The 18,200-nt window shown below is 68.6% G+C and carries 19 protein-coding genes and 1 tRNA gene; 4 read left to right on the top strand and 16 right to left on the bottom strand.

What is annotated here, in order from left to right:
* Positions 1–8 precede the first annotated feature (8 nt).
* Positions 9–545, bottom strand: coding sequence for a hypothetical protein (locus ASC87_RS27195; RefSeq protein WP_157604395.1), 537 nt, complete (start codon positions 543–545; stop codon positions 9–11).
* Between the two features lie 628 nt (positions 546–1,173).
* On the opposite strand from ASC87_RS27195, the gene ASC87_RS27190 reads away from it, so the two are divergent.
* Positions 1,174–1,635: a hypothetical protein gene (locus ASC87_RS27190; RefSeq protein WP_056670468.1), complete on the top strand. Its 462-nt coding sequence runs from the start codon at positions 1,174–1,176 to the stop codon at positions 1,633–1,635.
* Between the two features lie 157 nt (positions 1,636–1,792).
* Here the strand turns inward: ASC87_RS27190 and ASC87_RS27185 are convergent, their stop codons facing one another.
* Positions 1,793–2,470 carry a hypothetical protein gene (locus ASC87_RS27185; protein ID WP_056670465.1) on the bottom strand — a complete coding sequence of 226 codons (678 nt, stop codon included), beginning with the start codon at positions 2,468–2,470 and terminating at the stop codon, positions 1,793–1,795.
* Positions 2,471–2,965: 495 nt separating this feature from the next.
* On the opposite strand from ASC87_RS27185, the gene ASC87_RS27180 reads away from it, so the two are divergent.
* Complete coding sequence (locus ASC87_RS27180; protein ID WP_157604394.1) at positions 2,966–3,652, top strand: hypothetical protein; 687 nt, start codon at positions 2,966–2,968, stop codon at positions 3,650–3,652.
* A 708-nt stretch (positions 3,653–4,360) separates the two neighbouring features.
* On the opposite strand, the gene ASC87_RS27175 is transcribed toward ASC87_RS27180, so the two are convergent.
* The 11 genes from ASC87_RS27175 to ASC87_RS27125 all read right to left on the bottom strand — a co-directional run bounded on the left by ASC87_RS27175 (position 4,361) and on the right by ASC87_RS27125 (position 12,395).
* Positions 4,361–4,436, bottom strand: a tRNA-Ala gene (locus ASC87_RS27175).
* Positions 4,437–4,448: 12 nt separating this feature from the next.
* Complete coding sequence (locus ASC87_RS27170; protein ID WP_056670461.1) at positions 4,449–4,967, bottom strand: hypothetical protein; 519 nt, start codon at positions 4,965–4,967, stop codon at positions 4,449–4,451.
* Positions 4,964–6,028 (bottom strand): beta-ketoacyl synthase N-terminal-like domain-containing protein, encoded by a 1,065-nt coding sequence (locus tag ASC87_RS27165; RefSeq protein ID WP_056670458.1) that lies wholly within the window; start codon positions 6,026–6,028, stop codon positions 4,964–4,966. Before ASC87_RS27165 ends, ASC87_RS27170 begins: the two co-directional genes overlap by 4 nt.
* Positions 6,025–6,297, bottom strand: coding sequence for an acyl carrier protein (locus ASC87_RS27160; protein ID WP_056670455.1), 273 nt, complete (start codon positions 6,295–6,297; stop codon positions 6,025–6,027). Before ASC87_RS27160 ends, ASC87_RS27165 begins: the two co-directional genes overlap by 4 nt.
* On the bottom strand, positions 6,294–7,451 hold the full coding sequence (locus ASC87_RS27155) for an ABC transporter permease (RefSeq protein ID WP_056670452.1): 1,158 nt from the start codon (positions 7,449–7,451) through the stop codon (positions 6,294–6,296). The genes ASC87_RS27160 and ASC87_RS27155 overlap by 4 nt, the downstream gene beginning before the upstream one ends.
* Positions 7,452–7,453: 2 nt before the next feature.
* Positions 7,454–8,365, bottom strand: coding sequence for an ABC transporter ATP-binding protein (locus tag ASC87_RS27150; protein ID WP_056670449.1), 912 nt, complete (start codon positions 8,363–8,365; stop codon positions 7,454–7,456).
* Positions 8,365–9,348 carry a BtrH N-terminal domain-containing protein gene (locus ASC87_RS27145; RefSeq protein WP_056670446.1) on the bottom strand — a complete coding sequence of 328 codons (984 nt, stop codon included), beginning with the start codon at positions 9,346–9,348 and terminating at the stop codon, positions 8,365–8,367. Before ASC87_RS27145 ends, ASC87_RS27150 begins: the two co-directional genes overlap by 1 nt.
* Positions 9,348–9,743, bottom strand: a complete 396-nt coding sequence (locus ASC87_RS27140; RefSeq protein WP_056670444.1) for a hypothetical protein — start codon at positions 9,741–9,743, stop codon at positions 9,348–9,350. Before ASC87_RS27140 ends, ASC87_RS27145 begins: the two co-directional genes overlap by 1 nt.
* A 31-nt stretch (positions 9,744–9,774) precedes the next feature.
* The gene (locus tag ASC87_RS27135) at positions 9,775–10,914 is read right to left on the bottom strand and encodes a beta-ketoacyl-ACP synthase III (protein WP_056670441.1); all 1,140 of its coding nucleotides are present in this window, start codon (positions 10,912–10,914) and stop codon (positions 9,775–9,777) included.
* Positions 10,904–11,878, bottom strand: a complete 975-nt coding sequence (locus ASC87_RS27130; RefSeq protein ID WP_164492013.1) for a dialkylrecorsinol condensing enzyme — start codon at positions 11,876–11,878, stop codon at positions 10,904–10,906. Before ASC87_RS27130 ends, ASC87_RS27135 begins: the two co-directional genes overlap by 11 nt.
* Positions 11,879–11,996: 118 nt before the next feature.
* A complete protein-coding gene (locus ASC87_RS27125; RefSeq protein WP_056670439.1) occupies positions 11,997–12,395 on the bottom strand; it encodes a YchJ family protein in 399 nt (132 codons plus the stop codon).
* 113 nt (positions 12,396–12,508) lie between these two features.
* On the opposite strand from ASC87_RS27125, the gene imuA reads away from it, so the two are divergent.
* Together imuA and ASC87_RS27115 are read left to right on the top strand one after the other, a co-directional pair.
* Positions 12,509–13,450: a translesion DNA synthesis-associated protein ImuA gene (imuA, locus tag ASC87_RS27120; RefSeq protein WP_082568998.1), complete on the top strand. Its 942-nt coding sequence runs from the start codon at positions 12,509–12,511 to the stop codon at positions 13,448–13,450.
* 48 nt (positions 13,451–13,498) lie between these two features.
* Positions 13,499–15,076, top strand: a complete 1,578-nt coding sequence (locus ASC87_RS27115; protein ID WP_235582314.1) for a DNA polymerase Y family protein — start codon at positions 13,499–13,501, stop codon at positions 15,074–15,076.
* 173 nt (positions 15,077–15,249) lie between these two features.
* Here the strand turns inward: ASC87_RS27115 and ASC87_RS27110 are convergent, their stop codons facing one another.
* From ASC87_RS27110 to ASC87_RS27100, 3 genes are all read right to left on the bottom strand, one after another.
* Positions 15,250–16,386 (bottom strand): zinc-binding dehydrogenase, encoded by a 1,137-nt coding sequence (locus tag ASC87_RS27110; RefSeq protein ID WP_056670433.1) that lies wholly within the window; start codon positions 16,384–16,386, stop codon positions 15,250–15,252.
* 133 nt (positions 16,387–16,519) lie between these two features.
* Positions 16,520–17,272, bottom strand: coding sequence for an SDR family NAD(P)-dependent oxidoreductase (locus ASC87_RS27105; protein ID WP_056670537.1), 753 nt, complete (start codon positions 17,270–17,272; stop codon positions 16,520–16,522).
* A gap of 4 nt (positions 17,273–17,276) precedes the next feature.
* A complete protein-coding gene (locus ASC87_RS27100) occupies positions 17,277–18,194 on the bottom strand; it encodes a Tim44 domain-containing protein (protein ID WP_056670430.1) in 918 nt (305 codons plus the stop codon).
* Between the last annotated feature and the right edge of the window lie 6 nt (positions 18,195–18,200).

Genomic DNA, 18,200 nt, shown 5'->3' with positions numbered 1-18,200 from the left:
CACCGACCTCACGACGCACTGGGCGGGCTGCCACCGCGCAAGTTCCTGCCCAGGCTGACCACCGTCGCAGACTCCAGGAATGGGCTGTCTACTTGACGGGGGAGCTTACGCAGGTACATGCGAGGCCAATGCTCGGTGCGCGCGTAAGCGAGAAGGCTCTGGACCTGATCCTCGTCGAGCGAGTGGTCGCGCACGTTGTTCACTTTGAACTTCGGCACAGAGTCCGTCGGGGAGACGTGGCGCAGCGGAAGAAGGCAGGGGGCACCTTCGGGCTTGGACTTCGCGAACTTGAACAGCGCCGACAGCACGACGATATAGCGGTTCAGCGTTGCCGGCGCGCGCTGGCCGTGCGGCCGATAGATGCGCTGGCCGGTCACATGGTCGATGCCCGCGTATTTGATGACAGGGGCTTGTCGCAGGTGTTCGATGACGCGCACCACGTCGTCGGGGGCAATCTCATCGATGTAGCGGTCACCGAGAAATGCCACCCACATCGCCAGGGTGCTGGCGCGGCTGCCCCCGTCGCGGCCCGTGTAGCCCGCCATGAAGCGATCCGCCACGTCACGGAGCAAATGCCGCCCCCTCGATCGCCCGGTCACCCGGCGGACTGAGGTGCCCCCCGGAGGATGCGATGATTGTTGTCATCTCATCTCCAACGGGGGGTCCGCATGGGCGAGTTCATCGAAACCTACCGGCGGCACGAGAAGCGCAGGCCTCGTGTGCGGCCGGGCATCACGCTGAGTAGCCTACAACGCACTGCGTTCGACGCTGGCCTGCGGGTGTGGCGATTGATGGTGCCTTCGCCGTGGTTGCCGCCGATCACCGGGTGCGTAGGTGTCGCGCCTGGCGCGTGAGTGCAGCGTGAATGCCAATCAGGTTGGCCGGTGGCTTCGCGAGCATGGCTACGGCGGTCGTGTGCGCAAGGCCCTTGCCAGCGTGATGCCGGCGCCTGCGGCGTTCGTGGCGGTCTCGGTGTCGGCTAGCGCCGCCGATTGGCGCTATGCCCGCTCAGGGGCGAAGCGGTCTGCCGCAGTGCAGTCGCGGATGCCATCGCACTTACTCCAGTTCCTCCTTCTCGGGAAAGAGGTGCGAAAGCGGTCCTCCAACGCATAGACTCTTGCGTGCCGATATGGCGGCGGCGCCCCCAGTGTCCCATGGCCAATGGAGCAGCCCATGCCAACGTACTTACTCGACACTTGCATCTTTAACTGGGTGAAGGACGGGAAGATCGACCTCGAAGAACTTCCCAAGGACGGGCTGCTTGCAGTCACAAGTGTCCAACTGTTTGAGATTGACCGCTGCACGGAACCGAGGCGCACCGAGCTGCGTGCTGCACTCAACGAGTTGGCGCCCGAGCATAATGCGCCCATGCGCAGCTTGCGGGCAGACATTTCTCGCGCCGACGTTGACCTGGTCGGACTAAGCCTGCATCCCGATTCAGTCTACGAACGGGTTAAGTTCTTGCTTATCCAGAAAGATCCGAAGCCGGGGAAGCTCGCCAGCCACGAACTGGACGCGGAGATCGCCTCGTCAGCAGCAGCGGTAGATGCGAGACTTCTGACCTGCGATGCCAACCTACATGCGGCGATGATGGAAGCCGGGCTTGAAAGTCGTCTGCTTCGAAATCGCCCATGACGACTGGAAAAATCCGGCCGCATCCAGCCGAAGCGCGCTCTTGATCCGAGGCTGCAGCCTTCCACTATATCGAGCGTCGTACCAAGGCGCAGCAGCCCTTGCAGTCGCTGGGTTGTCAACCTCCCACTGATCGAGCGCCGCGCACAGGCGTTCGTTTTCAGCTTCCAGACGCTCGACCACCGGCAGCAGTGATCCGTCGAGAAGCATCGTCAGTAGGCGTTGTGGCAGGCCGGTGTTCCTGTGTAGTTGCATCCGGGTATTTGGGACGCTGCTCCTCGTCGCTCTTCTTGAATGACAGGTACACGGCTGCAACGGTAGCGATCACCGTGATCGTGCCGTTGAATGCGGTCCACCACGGAATCAATCGCGCTCGTCTCTCCGAGTGGTACTTCTGCTCCTCGCGTATTGTTTCCTTGACGACCTGCCTACCCTCGTAGCTCAGCACGATCTGGCCCGTAGGTCCCGTCTCGTCATAGAACTTCGACAGCTTGCGACCCGATTCGTCATGCTCGTATCGAAGCGGCAACGGAACGCGGAACCTGCCAGCGTCTCTCCGAAGCTGTGCGTCAATGTGGACGTCGATCTCTTCATCGAGCATCCCCAGTTCGTGGTGCCTGTCGAAGGACAGGCTCTGCCGCTTGTCCCGATCTTCAGTCGTACCATACGCGATCTTCGCCGCTTGCTTCCTGTAGGACCTCTCAAGCATGGCTCGTCGCCACTCGAAGCGACGATAAGGGCCTACCGGTGCGAGCTGAACCCACCAGAACGGGTTGAGTAGCTTGCGCTTCCACCACGGATCCTGAATCCACGTGAACTCCATCTTCACTTCTGCCATCGCCCTCCCCTTGTTGTTAGCTCGGACAAGACTGTAGCGAAACCTGTTTTCGTCGCCCAAACGCCTATCGCCAATAAATACACGTCTCAACAAGAAGGCGTGTACCTCGGATCGAGCGGTTCGATCACCGAGGAGCGAACGAAGACATGGGACAAGACAAGAAGACATCGACGCAGCAGGTCGCGTGGTCGCGTCGTTGCGCCGTGGATCCACAACAACGGCGCGGGCATGCCCGGAGCCGGAAGCCCTTGCATCGGCTCAGGCACGTACACGCCAACGCTCTCCAATGTGTCGGGCATCGCGAGTGCAAGCGCTAGCGCAGAAACGTACATGAGGTCCGCGACCTAGTTGCCGACATCCGCATGGTGATGGCGAAGTGGCTCGGCGGCGGCATCGTTGCGATGGCCGTCCGGCAGTTCTTCGTTGAACGCTTCCTGAAGGAAGCTGCGAGTTCGCTCCGATAACATTCGCTGACCACTACAAACAGGGGAGCGAATGAGTACGAAGGGCACCAAGGAATATCAGTTCCGATCCAAAGCGTTGGACGAGGCCAAAGCGCATAAGAAGGCTAAGGAAGCGGCCGACGTCAAGACCCGTGCTGAGATGGCCTACAAGCAGGCTGTCGACACGCGCAAGTTTGAGATCGAGCTCTACTGGAAGCGGGCAGCGTACTTCTGGACTTTTATCGCTGCGGCGTTGACCGGGTGGGTTGCGGTAAGAGGTGCCACGCTTAAAGAGGAGGATGTCAGACAGGAACTGCTAATCGTACTCTCGTGCGTTGGCCTAGTGTTCGCTTGTGCATGGTTCTTGGTTAACAAAGGCAGCAAGTTCTGGCAAGAAAATTGGGAGGCTCACGTGGCCATCCGCGAGGACGACTTCACGGGATCTCTTTTCAAAGACATCGTCGCGCTGCGGCGCGAGAAGGGCGAGCCCGAATTGACGAGCTACTCGGTGTCACGAATCAATCGCCTGCTGAGTCAAATCGTGATCGGACTGTGGGGGCTTCTCTTGCTGCACTCTCTGTTTCCGGCTGGCGCTACAACGTTTTCAGGACGCTACGCAGCCATCGTTGTAGCGACCATCGCTGCCATAGTTGTACTGTTCAAACAAGGGAAGTCGAAGAACGAAAAGGCTCGACCTGTGAATCTCAAGGATCCAAGCACTTGGAAGATTGAGCCCTAGTCGACCTCGCTTGCAAGCCACAACAGTCTCAAGGGACGATAGACGCTGCATTCAACGGAGCGTCTATGCAAACCTTCTTCCTCGGCAGCATCGGTATGACAAACGGGGTACGCGTTCTCGGTCCAGTTGTGAGCCCGAAGCGCGGCACCTACACGTGCACGTGGATCGCTTAACTGCAGCCCAACGTGTGCGCTTGGGAATGAGCTACCGCCACTTCCCTACAGGTTTGATCAACAGGTAGAAAGTCGCATAGCAAGCGAGCAACCCTAGTCCCCACGCTAGCCACAGTGGGGCGTCTAGCCACTTAAATGTGGCGGCTACAACCATGAAGCCCGCGACGCTGGATCCAAGGGCTGAAAGTGTGGCGGTCCAGAATCCCGGTGATCTCTTCGCCGGTCGCTTGTCCCACAAGAACCAGTAGAACCCAACGAAACCGGCAATCCACAGAAAGAGGATTGCACCTCCTCCACAGTTATTGGAGTTGTAGCACCCCGATCCTCGCGCGAAGGCAGCATTGGAAACGACGACCGAGGCAGCGACGAGCAGTTCTTTCATTGGCCTCAGCTTAACGGGCGTTGAGCAAATTCTCCGAACGCCGCTAACGGGCGTCATCAGGAGAACCACCGGGCCATCATCAATTTCGTCATGAGGCGGTTCCAGAAACGCAAACGGGGCGTCTGCTTTCACAGACGCCCCGGCATAGAACGGTGGTGGAGAGGAGGAGGATCGAACTCCCGACCTTCGCATTGCGAACGCGACGCTCTCCCAGCTGAGCTACCCCCCCGCATTGGAAAGTTTAGCGCAAATTCCAGGCGGGGTTTTCCCCAGGGATCAGGCGCCACCATTCGCTGCGTTGCCCGGTGCCATCGGCCTCGCCTTCGTCCACCCACCCCAGCAGCAAGCCCGCCGGGCCGGCCTCCAGCTGCGCCAGGTGCAGCACGGCGGCAGGGTCCTGGGCGACCACGAAGCGGGCGTCGCCTCGCCAGCCCAGGTGCTGGCTCAGGGCGGCGAGCATCTGGCTGGGCTGGCTCTGCAGGAAGGTGAACGGCATGGGCAGGCCGCCGGCGCACTGGCCCACGGCGGTGCGGGTGGCGCTGTCGGTGCCGCGGTGGCTGGCCACGCGCAGCAGGGCGTCGGCGGGCAGGGTGGTTTCTCCGGCGGCGTCGAGGCACTGGCGTGCGCCGTGCAGCGCGAGTTCGGCCCAGGTGCCCAGGCGGCGCGGGCGCTGGCCCAGGCGGCGGGCGAGGTCGTCGCGCCAGCCGGCGGGTGGGGGGGCGAGGTGCACGTGGGCGTGCACGGTCCAGCCGGGGGTCATGCGTGGGCTCCGTCTTCGAGCACGACGGCGGTGTGCCCCCCACCGAACCCGAGGATGGTGGCCAGCACGTGGCACACGCGCGCTGGCGGTTGGGTGGCCAGCTCGGCGCGGAGGGCGGGGTCGGGCGCACACGCCGCGGGCCACGCGCCGGTTTCCAGGCACGCGGTGAGCAATGCGATCTCGGCGGCGCCGGACGCGCCGAGTGTGTGGCCCAGCGCGGCCTTCAGCGACACGAGCGGCGGCATCGGCGTGAAGACCTCGTGCAGCGCGGCGGCTTCGGTGGCATCGTTGGCACCGCTGCCGGCGGCCTGCAGCTTGACGAGGTCGATGTCGCCCGGTTGCAGGCCGCTTCGGATCAACGCCTGCTGGCACATCGCCACCACGGCGCCCTGCACGGCACCGGCCGGATCGCTGCCGTCAACAACGTTGGCGCCGCCCGCCACACGCCAGCGCGACGGGGTGCGCGACAGGTGCAGCGCGGCCACGGCTTCACCGAGCACGAGGCCATCGCGGCCCGCGCCCAGCGGGCGCGCGGCGGAGGGTGACAGCAGCTGCATGGACCCGAAACCGGCCAGCGTGAGGCGGTTGGGGAGTTCGATGCCGAGCACCAGGGCGTGGTGGGCGTCTCCACGGCCGATCAGCGTGGCGGCGGACAGCAACGCGTTCGACGCGGACGTGCACGCGGTGGACACGGTGAACACCGGCCCGGCCCAGCCGAGCCAGTCGGCCACCTGCTCGGCGAAATGGTGCAGGCCGTGTTCGAAATGGCCGTGCTGTTCGCGCGCGCCGACGTCGAGCGACGACGAGGCGATGAACAGGGGGCCGCTGCGGTCGGTGAGAAGTGCACCGCTGTCGCCAGCGGCCCGCGTGACCCGGGCGCGAGCCTGGGCCCACCAGTCGCCGCCTTCGTCCGCCATGGCCTGGAACGGCCACGTGAACCCCTCCGCCACGGAGCGAGGCACCGCGGGCACGCCGCCGTGGCGGAGCGCAGCCACTGCCGCGTCGAGGTCTCGCCCCAGCGATGACACCAGGCCGCGGCCGGCGACGTACACCGGGATCATGGGCGCCGCGTGCGCAGGAACTCGGCGAGGTGGGCGACGCTGCTCAGGGCCCGGCGGGTGTCCTTGCTGTCGGGCATGCGCACGCCAAACCGCTCCTGGATGGCCATCGAGACCTGCAGCGCGTCGAGCGAGTCGAGCGCGAGGCGGCTGTCGGGGCCGAACAGCACCTCGTCGTCGGCGAGTCCACCCGGTGGGGCCTCCTTCTCGGCGGCGTCGAGGATCAGCGCCTTCAGGTCGGCGATCAGGGTGTCCGAAGGCAGGGCGTTCATCGGGAGGTCTTTCGGAAGAGGGCGATGGCCACGACCCACATGAGCGCGGCAAAGGCCACGAGCTTGCCCACGTGGGGCAGCGTGGCGGCCACGTCGCCCCCGCGCAGCAACACGGTCAGCAGGGCCTCGAGGCCCCAGTTCATGGGCGACCAGCCGGCCAGCCGCTGCATGGCCACCGGCATCACGAAGGCGGGCACCATGATGCCACCCACGGCGGCCATCAACACGTTGAGGATGGGCCCCACCGCAGCGGCCTGCGCATGGCTGCGCACCGCACACGCGAGCACGAGGGCGAGGCCGATGGCGGCCAGGCTCACGGCACCCACGGCCACGGCCAGCGCGCCCCAGTGGATGCCTTGCAGTGACAGCGCGTCGCCGCCGATGCGGGGCATCACCCACACCCCCACGGCCAGCATCAGCACGGCCTGCACGGCGTTGACACCCAGGTACGGCAGTGCCTTCGAGGCGAGCAGCATGGGGCGGGGCACGCCGAGGCTCTGCAGCCGGGCGAGCGTGCCGGTGCTGCGCTCCTGCACGAACAGGCCCGCGAGCGAGGCCACCACGAAAAACATGCCGAAGACGAGCCAGGCGGGCACGTTCTGCTGCACGGCGGTGGGCCGGGGGCCGGAGCCTGCGTGGCGTTCGGCACGCACGATGGCCTGCATGGACGCATCGGGTGGGGGCGGTGCGCCGTCGGTCTGGGACAGGGCCGACCGGGCCTTCAGTTCACCGGCCACCCCGGCGGCCTCGGATCGCAATGCGTTGAACAGGTTGCCGTCCAGGCCCGGGTCGGTCAACAGCCGGATGCGGGCGGTGGTGGGAAACGCGGGCAGCACGAGTTCATCGGACAGGCCCGGCTCCAGCACCAGCACGTACTTCAGCGTGCCGGCGCGCAGTTGGTCACCCCAGTCGGCCGGCAGGGGCAGCGCCGGGCCGTGGTCGCGCGCCCACGACGTGGCGAGGGACTGCGCGGCGGCGCCGGTGTCGCGAGCGTCCACCGCGTAGGCGAGCGACCGGCGCGGCGGGTTGTAGACGTCCTTCAGCGCGAGCGACATCACCACGATGAAGATCACGGGCATCAGGAACAGCGCGGCCATGCCGTGCACGTCGCGCGTCAGCGCGAGCAGTTCTTTCTTGATGAGGGCGGCGAGCATCGTCAGTCGTCCCGCAGCGAACGCCGGGTCAGGGCCATGAACAGCTGCTCCAGGTTGTCACGGCCCACCTCGGCCTGGTCCACGGCCAGGCCGGCGGCTTCGAGTGCGGCGAGCACGGCCACCGGCGACTGGCCGTGGGCCAGCCGCACGCGCAGCTTCGTGCCCTGGGCGTCGACGGAACCGAAGCGGGCGAGGATGGCGGCGGCGTCGCCGTGGGCCGGCACCGACACGGTCAGCGGGCCACCGGACAACAGCGTGGCGAGCGGCCCGTCACGCAACACGCGGCCGTGGTCGATGATGACCACGCGGTCGGCGATGGCCTCGATCTCTTCCATGTAGTGCGACGTGTAGATCACCGCCGCACCCTGGTTTGCGAGCGTGCGGATGGCGTCGAGCAGGAACGCGCGCGACTGCGGGTCCACGCCCACGGTGGGTTCGTCGAACAGCAGCAGCTCGGGTTCGGGCAGCAGCGCGATGGCGAGGTTCAGCCGGCGCTTCAAGCCACCCGACAGGCGTTCGGCCCGGGTGCCGGCGAACCGCTCGAGTTGCGCGAACGCGGTGCACGCGGCGATGCGTTCACGGCGGCGTGCGCCGGGCAACCGGGCTGCCGCGGCAAAACACGCGAGGTTCTCGGCCACCGTGAGCATGGGGTAGAACGCGTACTCCTGCGGGGCCACCGCGATGCGCACGGGGTTGGCCCGGCGCGACTCGGCGAGCGGCACACCGTCCACGGTCACCGCCCCCTGCTGCACCGGGAGCAGCCCGGCCAGATGGGAGATGAGCGTGGTCTTGCCGGCGCCGTTGGGCCCCAGCAGGCCCAGCACGCTGCCGCGCTGCGCCTGCAGCGACACCCCGTCGAGCGCGGCCTGCGCCGCGCCGGGATAGCGGAAACCGAGGCTGTCGATGGCGAGCATCAGCCGAGCGAGGCCTTCAGGTCCCGGAAAAACGCTTCCTCGAGCGCGGCCTGTTCGCGCAGTCTCGCGGCGATGGCCGGCGGGTCCACCGGTTCGCGGCCCTTGACCATGCGCGCCGCTTTGAGCGCGAACGCGCGCCAACCGTCGCCGATGGTGGTGAGGCGGTCGGAGAACCCGGCCAGCTGCGGCATCTGCGCGAGCTGGGCGGCCTCTTGCAGGAACGCGGCGTAGATGAAGCGAAAGCCCGCACCGCCGGTGCCGATCTCTTCCTGCATGCGCACGATGTGGCCGATGTAGGCGGTGGTGTGGGCATCGCCCGCGGGCAGGCCGGCCACCTTCCTGGCAAGCAGCCGCATGCCTTTCACGCCGGCGATGGGCACGGGCGCGAGCATCATGCGGCACGTCTTGCGGATGGCCTTGCGCACGGCGTCGGGCGTGATGTCCTGGCGGCCGATGGATTCGGGGTAGTACAGCAAGCCCTTCGGCGCGAGCACGCCCTTCGCGAAGCGTGCGCGGGTGAGGTCGGCGCTGGCGCAGCGCACGGGTTCCTCGAACACCGGGTCGCTGATCAGGTAGTCGTCGCCGGACTTGCCGTAGACCAGCAGGTTGTGCGCGTTGAAGTGGAAGCGCATGTCGGGCGGGAAGTACGGCAGCCAGTAGACCGAGGTCTGCAGGCCCACCACCTTGCCGGCGGCCAGCAGGCCGTCCAGCCGCGCCTGGCCGGCGGCAGCGGAGCGGAAGGTCTCGAAGCGAAAGCGCGCGGCCAGCGGCGAGAGCAGCCCCTTGATGATGGACTTCGGCGGCATGCGGTACGCGATCAGCGGCAGACCCGAGAGCTTGACGAACGGCAGGTAGGCGAACGACAGCGCCGACGACAGGCCGAACGCGAGGCTCTCCGTCATGGGGACGCCGTGGTGGCGCAGCAGGTTGGAGATCACGCCGCTTTCGCAGTGGGCGGCATGCTGGTGCTGGAAGCTGCTCATCAGGGGGCCTGGCGGAGTTGGTCGACTGTCTTGCCGAGGGCATCGGCGTAACGCTGGAGGTGTGTGGCGGACAGGCGCGCGAAGTGCGCGGGCTGCAGGTGGCGGCGCACGCGCCATTGCCAGAAGCCGCTCGTCTGCGACAGCAGCGCCACGTCCATGCGGCAGGCGTACATCCAGTATTCCAGCGGCGAGGCAGTGCCGGCACGCACGCGCTGGCGGGCGTCTTCGGCCTGGGCCACGAGGGTGTCGACGGCGTGGCTGGTGACGATTTCCTCGGCCTCCCAGCCGCGCGATGGCGCGATCACGATGCGCCCCGTGGCGTCTCGGGCGTACATGGCCTTGCGTTGCCCGCCCAGGGTGGCATTGTCTTCCTGCGGGACGGCGTCGATGTCCATCGGGTCTCCTTTGAAGTGGGGCCCGCGGGCGTCAGCCCACGGCTTCCATGAACACGAAACCGCTCGAGAAGCGGCCGCTTTCGGGTACGAACATCAGCAGCTTGTGGCCGGGTTGGATGCGGCCTGAACGGAACAGCTCGTCGAGCATGATGTAGGGCGACGCCGAGCCGGTGTTGCCCTTGGTGGTGAGGTTCGTGAACCAGCGCTCGCGCGGGATGGGCAGGCCCGCGCTGTCGAGGCTGTCGTTCACCGGCTGCATGAAGTACGAGGACGACACGTGTGGCAAGAACCAATCGATGTCGTCGGCCTGCAGGCCGTGTTTGGCCACCAGGTGCTTCAGCGGCTCCGTCAGTGTGGCGCGCACGATGTTGTCGTTGAGCAGGCGCACGTCCTGCTTGATGGAAAAGATCGATTGCGCCTGCCATTCGCTCGCCGGGTAGCTGAGCCAGCCGCGCAGCGATTCGTCGGCGTTCCTTTCGGCACCGGCGTACATGCAGGCTGGCAGTTCGTGGGCCGCAGATGACAGTTCGATCCAGTCGACACGCAACGACAGCGGTGCGCGCGGCGTGCGTTCGAGCAGCACGGCGCCCGCGCCATCCGACAGCATCCAGCGCAGGAAATCCTTCTCGAAGGCAATCTCGGGGCGCGCTTCAAGGGCCTGCACCTTGTGGTCGTGCTCGGCCTGGAAGTGCTTTGCGAGCAGCATCGGTGAGACGAGTTCCGAGCCTGTCGCGACGGCGCGTTCGGCCGTGCCTGCCTTCACCGAAAGCCACGCGTGCTTGAACGCCGCGGTGCCAGCCAGGCAGATGCCTGAGCAAGAGACGGCTTCAAGTCGCGGCCAGCCCAGTTCGCCATGGACCATGGCAGCGTGACCTGGCATCAGCTGGTCCGGCGTTGCGGTGCCCGTCGCGATGCAATCGACAGGACCCACGTCGTCGCCGAGCGCACGGATGGCGTGCGCGGTGAGTTGTGCGTTGGTCAACGTCGGCAGGCCCGTTGCGCGATCGATGGCGTAGTGGCGTGACTGGATGCCATTGCTGCGCAACACGGTGCGCCGCGCGCGGGATGGCTTGCCGCCGACTTGGCCCAGCACGGCCTCCATCTCGTCATTGCCAATGGCGTCGGACGGGAGGAAAGCGCCGGTGCGCGTTACGAATACATCACTCGTCATACAGGGGCAAGCGGTGGGTGGCGGAGCCCGAGGGCTGCTCGAAACGGTCACGGATCCGGGAGAGCCAGGGGCGCATGACCGGGCGCAACAAGGCTTGCAGGGCGAGGCTGGTGGGCACCAGCGTGACGATCATCGCGATCAGGAAGACCACGTAGATGGCCAGCAGCGGCCGGCGCGTCCAGCGCCCGGGGCCGCCAGCGAGGCGGATCAGCTTGCCCCAGATGAAAAAGCTGCGGGTGCCGGCACGTTCGCTGAAGTACAGCGACGGGTTCACCTCGGCTGCGGCCAGGCCGTCGAGCAACGGGCCGGGGCCTTGCTCGCGGTGGGTGTGCAGCGCATCGCGCAACGCGAGGCCGAAGCGGCGCGACCGGCGCACCTGGTCGTCGCTCAGGCCGGCTGCGGGCATGCCCCAGAAACCGTCCTTCTTGCCGCTCAGCAGCCAGCGCGGGGTGGTGATGAACGTGGCGAGGGTGGGGCCCGGATCGATCAGCGCGACGTTGTCGATGAGGCGGGCACCCGCCTCATCGAGCAGGGCCTTGACTTTCTCATGGGCCGACAGCCACATGTTGCGGCACGCGATCACCGTGACGACGGGTTTGCCGGCGAGCAGGCGCCGGCCGACCGGGTGTTTCAGGAACGCGGTGAAGGGCAGCGACGGCGCGAGGAACCACACCTGGTACGGCAGGATGACCAGGTCGAAATGCTCGTCTCCGGTGAGCGACAGCGGCTGCAGCGGCGGTGGCACCAGGTGGGCGGATTCCGGGAACGCATCGAGGAACCGGAAGAACGGCCACGGGTACGGGTAGGGGGTGAGGGGCACGAGCGTCTCGACGTGGAGGTCGATGCCCGGATCGGCCTTCAGCGGCGCGGCGATCTGTTCGGCAACCGCGCTCAGCTGCCCCGTCTGTGAGTAGTGGATCAGCAGCACACGCTTCGGTGTGGCGGACGGGGAGGCTGGTTTCACGGGGTGAGGAGCAGGGTCGTTCAACGGGCGTCCATTGTCGTTGCCTGGAGGGGGAGCCACCGCTCCCGCCTTCGGGGGGTGTTGCAACAAGCGGTGATAGGTCGCGAAATAGCCAGGATCAGCCGACATCCCCGTCGACATAGAACCAACGGCCGTCCTGCCGCACGAAGCGGCTGGTCTCATGCAGGCGGTGGGCACGTCCTCCCAGCTTGCTGCGGGCCACGAACTCGACGGTGGCGTGGTCGGGGTCTTGTTCGGCGTGCCGGCGCACGTCGAGCCCGAGCCACCGCAGGTCAGGCGGGCCGGGTTCGAGGTCCGCGGGGCGGGTGCCGGTGAACCACGTGGCCAGCAGGTAGGGATGGTCACCGCGCACGAACGCGCTGTACCGCGAGCGCATCAGCGCCTCGGCCGTGGGCGCCAGCAGGTGCAGCGGCCCCGCGTGGTAGCGGCCGCAGCAGGCGGCATAGGCGAGCGGGCGGGGATCGGTGGCTCGGCAGGGGCAGGGATCGGAGGACATCGGCGAGGGCAGGGCGGATTTCACGGCGGCCCGGCAGGGAACTGCCGGAACGTTGCAAGGTGGGCCGGGGTGTGCCAAGATACTGTGCATCCATACAGTGTTCTGACGCCCCCATGCCTGCTGCCATTGTCCCCGTTGCCGAGCTGCCGCCTTCCGCGGCGGGGGCCGGGGTGCGCCCAGGCCGCCCCGCCCACTCCGTCCACCCGCAGCGCCCCGACCCCGAAACCCTCCACCCCGCCCTGTGGCGCGGGCACCAGCTGGGCCGGTCGGCCGGGCACGGGGTGCCCACGGGGTTCCAGGAACTCGATGGCCAGCTCCCCGGGGGCGGGTGGCCGCGCCGGGCCTTGTCGGAACTGCTGTTGCCACACCATGGCATCGGTGAAATCCGCCTGATGGCCCCTGCGCTGGCCGCCGTGCAGCAGGCCGGCCGCCTCGTGATGTTGTTCGACCCGCCAGCGGTGCTCTCCGGCTGGGCGCTCGCCGAGATGGGGCTGGTGGTGGAACAACTGCTGCTCATCCAGTCCGCCAGCCACGTGCCCATGGATCCAGCCCATCTGACCCATCCGGCCCACCCCGCGTCCTCGCGCCCGCCGCCCCGCGCGGTGGGGGCGCCCGCGCGCCTGTGGGCGCTCGAACAGGCCCTCAAGAGCGGCCACGTGGGCGCGGTGCTGGCCTGGCTGCCTCCCCGCCTGTCACCCGACCGGGTGCGCCGCCTGCAACTCGCCGCCCAGGCCCACGACGGCCCGGCTTTCGTGTTGCGCGAAGCGGCGGCCCAGGGGCAGCCCAGTGCCTCGCCGCTGCGGCTGGGGTTGCGGGCCGCCGGGGTCGACCAGCTGGCCATCAACGTGTTGAAGCGCCGCGGGCCGCCGCTGCTGCAGCCGGTGCACCTGCGGTTGCCGTCCATGCTGTCACTGGTGGCGGCCCGCCGTGCGGTGCCGGCCGGGGGCGAGGGGCTGCCGGCTGTTGCCGATGGGCTTGCCGATGTGCGTGCCGATGCTGCGGCCGCCGCCGCGGCGCGGTTGCCGTCGTCGGCCACCTTCGTCAACCTCGCCTGAAACCCGTCGTGTGTCCCGGGGGTTTCGGTGTTGTGGATCGGTTTGCACTTGCCATGGCTGACGCTGGAGTCGTTCGCGGCCACGCTGCCGCCGGGCGCCATGGCCCGGCCGGTGGCGCTGCTCGACGCCCACCGCGTGAGCGCGGTCAACCGGGCCGCGCGGGCGGCCGGGGTGCAGCCCGGCATGAAACGCGCCACGGCGCTGGCGCTGGCGCCCCACCTGCTGTTCGGCGAGGCCGACCCCGCCCGTGACGCCCGCGGCCTGCAGGCCGTGGCCCATGCCGCACTGGCGTTCACGCCCATGGTGTGCCTGTCGCCCCCGGCCGGGGTGCTGCTCGACGTGCACACCACGTTGCGCTACTTCGGCGGCATCGAGTCGTTGTTGCAGCGGCTCGACCACACGCTGGCCCCGCTGGGCCACCGGGTGCACCGTGCGCGGGCGCCCACCGCGCAGGGGGCGGCCTGGCTGTCGCAATGGCACGATGGGCTCGCCTGCGCCGACCTGCCGGCCCTGCACCGCACGCTCGACGACGTGCCGGTCCACGTGCTCGCCAGCACACAGCCCCACCTCGACACCCTGACCGGCATGGGCCTGCGCCACGTGGGCGAACTGCGGCGGTTGCCACGCGACGGGCTCGCGCGGCGTTTTGGCGAAGCGCTGCTGGGTGAGTTGGACAGCGCCTGGGGCACCCGCCCTGATCCGCGCGAGCCGGTGGTGTTACCTCCGGTGTTCGACAGCCACGTGGAGCTGTTCGCCCGGGCCGACACCACCGACCAACTGCTCCACGGTGCCGAGGTGTTGCTCGCACGGCTGGTGGTGTGGCTGTCGGCCCGGCACGCGTTCGCCCGCCGGTTCCGCCTGGTGCTGCGGCACGAGGGGCGCCTGCGCCGCACCGACGGCCCGGCCGTCACCGAGATCGACGTGGCGCTGGCCGAACCGTCACGCGATGCCGAGCACCTGCAGTCGCTGCTGCGCGAGCGCCTGAGTGTCCTCGAACTGCCGGCGCCCACGCTCGAGTTGTCGCTGCAGGCCCACGACATCGCGCACCAGCCGCCGCCCAATGCCGACCTGTTCCCCACGCCCCGCAGCGAACACCAGGGGCTGGTGCGGCTGATCGAACGGCTGCAGGCGCGCCTCGGGGCGGCCTGCGTGCAGCGGCTCGTTCGGGTGGCCGACCACCGGCCCGAGCAGTGTGGCCGCGTGGTGCCGTACGAACCGGGGCCGCCGCCCAGGGCGCCCGAGCCGGTGGTCACGGCGCGGCGGCCGGCGCGCCGCCAGGCGAGGTCGTCCGGGCACGACAGGCCTGCTGCACCACCGAAGGCGGCCATCCCCCCGGCCTGTCCGCTGGAACCCGAACGCCCCGCGCCCCCGGCCCGGCCCGTGTGGCTGCTGCCCGAGCCCGTGCCCCTGCCCGAACGCCAGTCCCGCCCGCTGCTCGACGGCCAGGTGCTGCAACTGCTGTGCGGCCCCGAGCGCATCGAGGCCGGCTGGTGGGATGCCGCCGGCCTGGCCGAACGCGACTACTTCATCGCGCAGACGCCGGAGGGGGCGCTGGTGTGGGTGTTCCGGGCGAGGTTGCCGCTCTCAGGGGGGGAGGGTTGGTTCTTGCACGGAAGATTTGGTTAGCCCCCCAGTCGCTTCGCTCCTGCCCCCAAGGGGCGCCCCGGGTCGCCCGGGGGACCCGGGCTCGCGGGTGGCTTGATCTGTCGCCTCGCTTCGCTTGCTCTCCTGGCGTTCGCGGTTCGGGGCGTTGCTTGCTTCGCTCGCTCGCCCCCGAGCTGCCGGGGCTGCGCGAGGCCTTACTTCTTGTTCGGATTGATCAGGTACTTCTCGCCGGTGGACCGCCGGCCGTACGCGGCGATCACGTCGGGTTGCAGGGCTTCGGCGAGGGAGATCTCGCCGGCGTAGTGGCTCTTGAAGGTGGTGGTGAGTTCGGCGGCCACGCGGGCCTTCAGGGCTTCGGCGGTTTCGGCGCCGGCCTTCTGCAGGAACGGGAACAGCAGCCAGCCGCCCATGCCCCAGGCCATGCCGAAGTTGCGCACGAATTCGGTGGGGCGGGTGTCGAGGCCGCCGTAGAGGTACACCTGCTTGTGAGTGGCCGAGCCATAGCGGCTGTACTCGGTGGCCGTGCGGGTCAGCGCGGCTTCCATGGCCGTGAGGATGCGGCCGGCCAGCGTGCCGCCACCGGTGGCGTCGAATGCGATGGTGGCGCCGGTGGCCACGAGGGCCTCGGTCAGTTCCTCCATGAACCGGGGCGATTCGCTGATGCACACGTGCCGCGCGCCCATCGACTTCAGCAGCGCCACCTGCTCGGACTTGCGCACGATGTTGACGAGGCTCACGCTGTCCTTCAGGCAGATGCGGTTCAGCATCTGGCCGAGGTTCGATGCGGCAGCCGTGTGCACGAGGGCCTTGTGGCCCTCGCGGCGCATGGTCTCCACCATGCCGAGGGCCGTGAGCGGGTTGACGAACGACGAGGCCCCGTCGGACGGGGTGGCGCCGGCCGGCAGCAGCAGGCACTGCTGCACCGGCACGCAGCGGTACTGGGTGTACATGGCGCCGCCGAGCACGGCCACCGTTTTGCCCAACAGGGCCTGCGCGGCAGGCGATGCCCCGGCGCGCACCACGACCCCGGCGCCCTCGTTGCCCACTGCCATGGACACGTCTACCCGCGGGGCCATGCTCTTCATCGCGGTCAACGGCACCTGGGCCGTGGTGACCGGGCGTTCCCCGGCGCCGATGACCTGGAGCGTGTCGAGGTCGGCCGTGCCGAACAGCAGGCCGAGGTCGGACGGGTTCAGCGGCGCCGCCTCGATGCGCACCAGCACGTCGTCGGGCCCGGGCTCGGGCGTGGGCACGTCCACGAGCGACAACTCCAGTTCGCCGCTGGACTTGATCAGTGAACGAAGCTGCAAGGCGGTGGTGGGGATGGGCATGGCGACACTCCGGAGTCGAACCGAGCGAGTGTAGGCCGCGTGGTACATGCCGTCATTGGGCCGCACCCCCATCCTCCCGGCGAGCGCCACGCGCCGCCAGCATGACGGCCGCATGACCGGGGCAGGTGGCGGGTCAGTCGGTGCGGATGTCGGCGATGGTCTGGTCGCCGAAGTTGGCCCGGTGCAGGAAAGCGAGCACCCGGGTGGCCGTGTCGCCGGGGCTCACCAGCTTGCCGTCGGACTTCAGCCGCACGAAGCTGTCGCGCTCGGGGAAGCCTTCCGGGTCGCTGCCGCGCAGGCTCACCTGCATGTCGGTGTCGATGACGCCGGGGGCCAGCGACACGACGCGCGCGCCATTGGGGCGCTCCGCTTCGTCGAGCGCGGTGCAACGCGTGAAGTGGTCGAGGCCGGCCTTGGCCGCGCAGTAGCTGGCACTGCCGGCCATGGCCCGGCGGCCGAGGCCCGACGAGATGTTGAGCACGCGGCGCACCCCCGGCCACCCGAGGGTGGCCCGCAGGAAGGCGGCGGTCAGCAGCATGGGGGCTTCGAGCCCCACGCGGAGCGCGGTGGCGAGGTCTTCGCTGCTGGTGTCGTCGATGGGGCCGATGCGGGACAGCACGCCGGCGTTGTTCACGAGGTTGGCGCTCGAAAAACGGGCGCCGTCCAACGTGGCCAGCCACTCGCCGAGCCGGGTGGCCGCCGGGCCGGCATCGGCCAGGTCGAGCGCCCACTGCGTGAGCGCCGGGCCGGTGGGCAACGTGTCGTGGGGGCGCCGCGCGATGCCGAGCACCGTGTGGCCCTGATGGAGCAACTGCGCCACCAGCGCCGCCCCGAGGCCGCGCGAGCTGCCGGTGACGATGTACAGCCCGGGGGCCGCGTTGCCCATCACGTCACGCGTAGGGGGCGATGCCGGCGATGGCCCATTCACGGCTGCCGTCGTGCGGCTTCACCAGGTGCCACACTTCGTCGAACGGGCTGGCGGCGGCGTCCTTTTCCTCGCGGATCAGGCCATGGAAGCGCACGCTGACGATCTGCTGCTGCGCGTCCTGCGCGTGGTCGACCACCTGGGCATTCAGCTGCACCACGTCGGTTTGCTGCGCGCCACCGTGGCGGTCCTGCAGGTCGAGCTTGGCCGCGGCGAACATCTCGGGGGTGGTGAAGGCGCGCAGGTCGTTCAGGTCGGCCACGTCGTTGGCGGCCTGCATGCGGATGAAGATCAGCTTGGCCGTGCGCTCGAAGCCTGCGGCGTCGAAACCATCGGGCAAGGCCGCGGCGGCCGGGGCGACAGCTGCGGGGGCGAGCGCTTCCGGGGCGAACCCGGCGGACGGGGCCGGCGTGGCCGGCGGTTGCCAGGCAGGGGGCATCTGGCCGCCGCCCGCGAACTGCAGGTTGCCCGAGGCCGCCGGTTTCGGGCCGAACCGGGCGAGCAGGAAGCGGATGGCGATGAAGGCGATGCCGGCCACGAGCAGGATCGTCAGGAAGTTGCCCATGCCGGCGCCGAGACCCAGGTGGCTGGCCAGTGCGGCAATGCCGAGGCCCGCGGCGAGGCCGGCCAGCGGGCCCATCCACGAACGTTTCGGGGCGGCGGCTGCCGCCGCGGCCGCAGGTGCGGCGCCGGCCGTGGGCGCAGCTGCGTTGGCCGGCGGCTGGGTGGGCTTGGCCGGCAGCGAGTTGGGGGCCGGGTTGGACGGCACGGTGCGTTTCATGCCGGACGTGCCGCCTCCGCCCAGGCGTTTGGCCTCGGCGTCCGGCGCAAGCGCGGTCAAGGTCAACAGGGACAGGGCGACGATCGAGAACAGGCGTTTCATCAAGAA

This window comes from Rhizobacter sp. Root1221, assembly GCF_001425785.1.
Lineage (GTDB): Bacteria > Pseudomonadota > Gammaproteobacteria > Burkholderiales > Burkholderiaceae_C > Rhizobacter.
This window is presented reverse-complemented; position numbering and strand designations above follow the sequence as displayed.